Raw genomic sequence first — 6422 nt, 5'->3', positions numbered from 1 at the left:
AATATAGGGGCAAATCCATGCTCGCTTAAGGCATCCAGGTGAGTTAGATTTTCTTCGATATTGCCTTGTATTAACTGGTTGTCTGGAAGGGCCGCGATATACTGTTCAAAAGCGAGCGAAGCCTCGTTTAATGCCCGACCTTTTACTGCAATAGTTGAGTATTCATCAATACGACCTGTCAACGTGAAATGCTCACAGGGTTTCAATGCTTGGCACTTCATTCGATAAGGGCATCCCCACAAGTTAACGTCTCTCATGCAGGAGCCCAGTTTTAATGGATGCAATACCGCATGCCTTTGTACCATTTCAGACGCTTGTAATGGCCCTTCGTTTTTACTGATTTCCTCGAACGCAGCGGCTATGTCTTCGAATAATCCATCCCCTGACGACGCTTCAATGAAACCAGCAACATCGTTACGATCATCAAAGGTATGCAGGTTTGCCTTTATGTTGGTTTCCAGAGTTTGGGTACTATTAAACGTCATTAAACCGCTTTGCTTTACCATATCGAGAGGTGAATCAACGTCAACAGCAGTAAATGCTGACTGCTCCGGTACGGTTGGAACTAAAGGGGTTAGAGAAGATGCTTTTCGCCGTTCCTTGAGAGCCAGGTGCTGATAATGCTGATTTTGAGTAATATCAACACGCCCCATCAACATCGCTTGTAAGTGGTCTGAGATCTCTGCAATTGCGAGAAAAGTATTAATGTTGTGTCGAGGGATATGCGTTCGGAGCTGAGTAGGGCGGCCGTCATCTTCAAGCAACCTGTATTTGCTGAAAACAGATACATAGCCAGTAACGTTACCTAGAAATTTGTTTAGGCCGTTATTATTTAATGGTAGTGGCGTGGCTTTTAGTTGCAATACTCTCTTGAGAGTCAGTGATCCTTTGGGGAAAAGGAACAATAGCTCTTCATATTTAATCTCATATCTTTTGCCATTTTCTGCCCATGCATGAGTACAGGGAGTATTTGCACTGTTATCACCGAATTCACTTTTAAGAAAATGACTAAGATCAGACTTTGTAAAATATTTTTCTTTTTCATTACCTGATTTAAGGATGACTTTTGCCGGTATAAAGCCACGTTTCTCTAATGCTTTCGAAGCTTTATCACGTAAGCCTGCACGCCCCCGAAGCTCTGATGAGGACTGGACCATGTATTTTACAATATCATCAAGCTCAACGAGTTCACTGGTAATATCACTGATTGGCTTTGGTAAATAATCAGAAAATTTTTTTGATCGTAAATATTCGATATGTTTGCGAAACTCAGCTGTTAGTAACTTCACCGACTTAAATATATTTTCGACCAGAGGTACAGCTAAAGGCTCGACCCAATGCGTTCGTTCGCCAGCCCCCTTAACACCAACATAGCGTATGCCAAGAAAATAATCTGGCAATCCTTTATTCCGCAGACGTTTGCTGAGGTCAGAGTTATCTATATGTCGTTTGACCAAGGCATCCTGTCTGAGATTGAATGCCTCAACAGAACGGAATCCAGTGACGATCAGTAGCAGAAGACAATTGAGGGCAATCTTTTCAGTACCGCTTTCAACTCGCTGGATTAACGACACGATATTGAGGAAACCTTTAATGGTAATCAGTGTATCTTCACCATCAGTGGAAGTATCATCCAGCTTGTCTTTTTCTTTTAGTGAGATTGTTTCCCGGGCTTTCCGGGTCAAATTAGTCTGATTGGTATAACAATCATCGGAAACATATTGCAATGTTACTAATGTGAAGGCGTGATGGTTTACTAATTTCTGAATCTTAACACAACGCCCCTTGTAGTTGGCTAGGTTGGTATCACCTGGCCGGGAAGCTGCACTCAGAGTATCCATTGCGCTACGTACGACATCTGTAGTCAGATAGATGGGATGTGTTTGCCCAGTTAACTTAATGAGAGCGCAGTACCATCGTTTCAAAATAATCAGCGTTGCGACAGCAACCGCAGAGGAAATACTGCGATTTCTCCCTCGATAGACGAGTACCAGCATCGCTTTCATGAACAACTGATAAGGCTCGGAGACTGTATGGCGATCATCGATCCCTTTGAGCCGGTTAACCTCATCAAAACGTAATAAATTAGCCCCATTGCCACGTAACCAGCCGGATCCTTTGATCCCACATATCCAGACAAAGCTATCCCATGATTCTGCAAAATCTGCTGCCAGATTCTCTTCGAACCAAGCTTTCTGTTCTATGATAAAAGTCTCAAAGTTCGCTATATTTTTTTTCATTTCCCACAACCTCTGACGTTATGCAAATGACAACGGGCAATCACTGACTTGATTTCTATTTGCGTCGTCTCGTGGATAGAAATTAGTGGATTGAGAGCATTACCAACACTATCTGATACTGCTATCAGCTCATCGACTTCTTTAGAGACGCTATTCAATACGCCCTGGTGATGGCCATCAAGGAAAGGGCGGTAATATAAGCAACCATAGCAGCAACGAACTTCACAGAAGGGGCATTCATCATCGGTTCTCGCACAGCCACCAATCTCATAGTGTAATCGATCACCAACCATACCAACCACGCGTCGACCTTCCCATTCTTTTGAAGGAACTAGTTTCCCAGTAAGCATCATAGCCACCATGTTTTGCCACACAGGGTTAGAACCGAGTGCTTTAGCGCGGATCAATGCCAAGGCTGGGGTCGCACGGATGTAGTGCTTTGCTACAACCAGAGATGAATGGCCGAGAATGTGAGCAATTTCCTCTGCACTAGCGCCCTGCATTGCAAGTGAGTGACCAACGTTGTGGCGCAAATCAGTTGATGTTATTGAAGGTAGGGCGGCTTCACCGCACGATACGGCAAACTGGTAATCTTGTGGGCTAAAGGATAGAATCGTTTGGCTAATCGACTGAGAAACAAATTTAGGTGCTGATCCCCCCATATTAAACATTTTATCGGTAGGTAATAATCTGGCTTCATCTATATAATGCTTAACCAGTGCACCGATTTCTGGCGGGAGCGCCAGAATCAACCGATCCGTAGTGACGTACCTTTGTTTAGCATAAGGTAAAAGAACGCTATAACGAACCAACCCTGTTGTCGTACTGCAAGTATCGATTCGAAAGTCACCAGCAGCCAATTTAGCTAACTGAACCGGACGACTACCTGTGACATAACTTAGCCCCAGAACAGTGGCATTGCGAAGGTCCACCAGATTGTATTTTCTGCCTCGTGAGATAGCAGCAGCCATTTCAAAAAGACCTTTGCTGATCATGTTCTTTTCAAATGGGTCAAGGATATTATCTATGTTTTGATATACATTCCAATCATTTGAATTAGGGCGAGGGATCAATTCAAGGTCTTCGTAGTCATCTAAAGTAAAACCCGGAAATTCATCTACACAAAGAATTTTCAGACCAAAAACAATACAGAAAAAATAAGTCGGCAATAAGCTTTCTTTTTCAAGGAAAGAGCTTAACAATTTAAAGTTAAACATTCCTTGCTTCGAAACATATTCAATTGCGTCTAGCCATGCGCGATGCACACGATAAATAGTCCCAGGAGATTTTGATGATGCATAACGGTATAATATATACTTAATTAGTTTAGTCGTGTAATCATCCGTTTTGAAATTAATGTGTGACTGGCTACCTGAGTAATGGAACACCCAATCATTAGTCTCTGCAAATATATTCTTGTCATCAAAAACATCAGCTGACCTTAAGTGGATTTTTGAAGGGATGTAGAGACTTTTTATTTGTATCATTTGTTCACGTGAAAAAAAGACATGCTTATCTTCGCTTTCTATTGCTGGGATTTTATTCATTTGATAACCTCCCCAAACGCTTGATGTATCAATGAAAAAAATTCATCCTCTGAGGAGTCAGCGGCAATTCGTGTGACATTGGAAAAATTAGCTCGCTCAGAAAGAAAACGCCGGGCATAAAATTCTGGCATGCGGCTATTATGACTCCATCCACCTAAAAGACGAAGCTCATCTTTAGCTTCACTCATCAGACCTGCAATAGCGAAATCAACTCCGGCAAGCTTGCAATTTCTCATAACAGACTGATATTTAGCAGCATAAATTCTCTTTAAGATCAAATAAGCCCATGTATGGCGAGTTACGTGTGGTGTTATGCTAACTACAGAATCAATATTTTTTTCATCACTGAATTGCGGGTACTCTTTTTTAAATACACAATCAATTTTTGAGAAAATATCATATATAGAGTGATATGATAGAGGAGGCAAGTTACTTTTTGTTGATGTGAATATGAAGTTATGAGAGGTATTTTTACTTATTTTATCAATGTATATTTTCAAGTGGTTGTAATCATTTATGTCTAACGCTAAAACTCGATGCGCCCATGAGTTTTTTAATGATGGCAATCGTTTTCTTGGATCTCTGACATCATCATCTACAGACGTCACTATGATACTGAATTGTCCGCCTTGGATGTTAGGTTTAATTGAGTGTTTTTCTAACAGGAGCAATTCACTTACTCGCAAACCATAATTCAAAAGAAGACGACAGATTAAATAATTTCTGAATTGAACTTCTCCAGCAGGGAAGGGATTAAGAGGATTTGGCTTGAAAGACGATTCTGGTCTAATAATCTCATAAAATCTCCTGACCATGTCTGCTGTAAGGCTATTAAAATGTTTGTGTGAATGCTTTTGCTTGCTGGGTCGAAAATCAGAACGATAGGTCGACAAACGCTTGGATAATTGTAAAGCATAACGAGAAAGCTCTTTTGGGGTGCCATCCATATAACGAGGAGAAACGTAAGTATTGATCAGATAGTTTATAAAACGGCAGACTGCATGTACATGATTTATATTAGTATTGTGCTTGCTAATTACTGCATATCCGAGTGTAGGCAACATAAGCTTTCCTGATTCAAGATAATGAAGAAATGCTTCAAGCTCACTAACCGCAATCGAAGGATTGTATCCAGACAATTGGAAGCTCAAACAGAAAGTGACATCATGTTTTTGATACCAGTACTCATAAAAAAACTTTAGAGCTTGTAGCGTAGATGACTGCGTGGATTCGGAACGTGAAGCTAAGCGATCAATGAGAAAGAGAAGTGGAAACAGAAGCGGTAAGTTAGTAGTGGTGTCAACCAATGTCCAAAGTCGCCGGTTAGGAGCAACGCTCAACTGGTCAAGTACATACATCTGAGACATCCTCAGAGAGGTTCGTGGATATGAAGAAAATAGCTCTTAAACATAACGCCAGCAAACTAAAGATTAAGAGGGGGCTTAACCCTATGATTTTATGCGAGCCATCTAAGTTCATGAAGTAAGTTAACAATCAACATGATTTAACATAATATACATTATGCGCACCAACATAAACCAAGGGAGAATCCAGTGATTTGTGGGCATCCTTGTTCTCGCAGAATATGGATGTACTGAGTCTGGTTGGTTCGCCTAACGGTTGAAATGTCTTGCGGCCTTCACCGGGCTTGTTGAATGTTCTGAATGTTCGCTTCAGGAACTGATTCAAATGAAAGGATTAATACTGTTATCTGTTATGGTTGCGATGCTCCCGCCTTACGCTATATCCGCTGAAGATATTTCCCCCGAATCTCTTTCGGGAAAGCCCAGTTCTGAGTTGGGTGATTTTGTTTATTCAGCAATGCCGGATGCTGGTCACGGCTTGTCGTGGGACTGGCAGTCAAACTCAGATATTGTTTGGGCTGACGGTGTTACGCAAACAGCTTCCGGAATGTCACTCCGCACTGGATTTGCTCGCATCAATGTTATGGGCGTTAAATCAACAGTGCTGGAGAAAAGGAAAAAAGAATTAGGCTGGGAGGTTTCCCTTGGAACGTCAATGCCAGCCAAATTCGGCCCTGAATATATATCAATGGCACCATCAAAATGTGGTGGATATCTGAATGAGGATTGTACATTCAATCCTGCCTCATCACTCACGAAGAGAGGCATTGAGTTTCATAAAATCTGCTCAACCATAGCGGGTGGTCCGAATACTACGGATGTGTACGTCATCAGGGTAGCCAAAAAAGAAAGCATGTTAATGACATGGGTGAATAGCGCCGGTTCGAGTGCAAGCTCAAGCTGGCTGGAACTGAGAATGTACTCACCTGAAAGTGCAGCATTATATTGTGATGAAACTGTAAAGAAAGAATACTCATTCGCCACTCAGGATGGACGAAGCAAGAAGGAATTAGTGCATGACACTAAAATAATTACGGATGCATTATCAAAAGCCATTTCCGGAATCGATGGTGCTAATGATGCGGTGTGTCATGCCAGGATATTCGCAGACGGTTATGGTGGCATATCTGCATTTGATGCAAGTCAGAAAGATAATGACATTGTATTCTGCGAATCCATCATTAACAGGTTGAGTGGCATTCGGCTCCCCTCACCTTCGAAAAATGCATCAACAATAATTAATCTTGACGTGAAAAACCAATAAGGAAAGC

General features: G+C 41.6%; 4 protein-coding genes. 1 reads left to right on the top strand and 3 read right to left on the bottom strand.

All coding sequences use genetic code 11. The features are described 5' to 3' along the window. The 3 genes from A7589_RS02305 to A7589_RS02295 all read right to left on the bottom strand — a co-directional run. On the bottom strand, nucleotides 1-2240 hold a 2240-nt coding region (locus A7589_RS02305), incomplete at its 3' end, for a hypothetical protein (RefSeq protein WP_108188702.1). Next, complete coding sequence (locus A7589_RS02300; protein ID WP_096917202.1) at nucleotides 2237-3787, bottom strand: site-specific integrase; 1551 nt, start codon at nucleotides 3785-3787, stop codon at nucleotides 2237-2239. The genes A7589_RS02305 and A7589_RS02300, both read right to left, overlap by 4 nt. After that, entirely contained in the window at nucleotides 3784-5145 is a 1362-nt protein-coding gene (locus A7589_RS02295) for a tyrosine-type recombinase/integrase (RefSeq protein ID WP_101806136.1), read from the bottom strand. Before A7589_RS02295 ends, A7589_RS02300 begins: the two co-directional genes overlap by 4 nt. A 331-nt stretch (nucleotides 5146-5476) precedes the next feature. On the opposite strand from A7589_RS02295, the gene A7589_RS02290 reads away from it, so the two are divergent. Further along, nucleotides 5477-6415, top strand: a complete 939-nt coding sequence (locus A7589_RS02290) for a hypothetical protein (protein WP_108188701.1) — start codon at nucleotides 5477-5479, stop codon at nucleotides 6413-6415. Nucleotides 6416-6422: the final 7 nt, after the last annotated feature.

It is taken from the genome of Escherichia sp. MOD1-EC6475 (genome assembly GCF_003046645.1).
Taxonomy (GTDB): Bacteria; Pseudomonadota; Gammaproteobacteria; order Enterobacterales; family Enterobacteriaceae; genus Escherichia; species Escherichia ruysiae.
This window is presented reverse-complemented; position numbering and strand designations above follow the sequence as displayed.

What these genes read in the sequence shown, in the direction of transcription:
- A7589_RS02290 (WP_108188701.1), top strand. Translation starts at nt 5,477, where the DNA reads ATGAAAGGATTAATACTGTTATCTGTTATGGTTGCGATGCTCCCGCCT.
- A7589_RS02300 (WP_096917202.1), bottom strand. Translation starts at nt 3,787, where the DNA reads ATGAATAAAATCCCAGCAATAGAAAGCGAAGATAAGCATGTCTTTTTT.
- A7589_RS02295 (WP_101806136.1), bottom strand. Translation starts at nt 5,145, where the DNA reads ATGTATGTACTTGACCAGTTGAGCGTTGCTCCTAACCGGCGACTTTGG.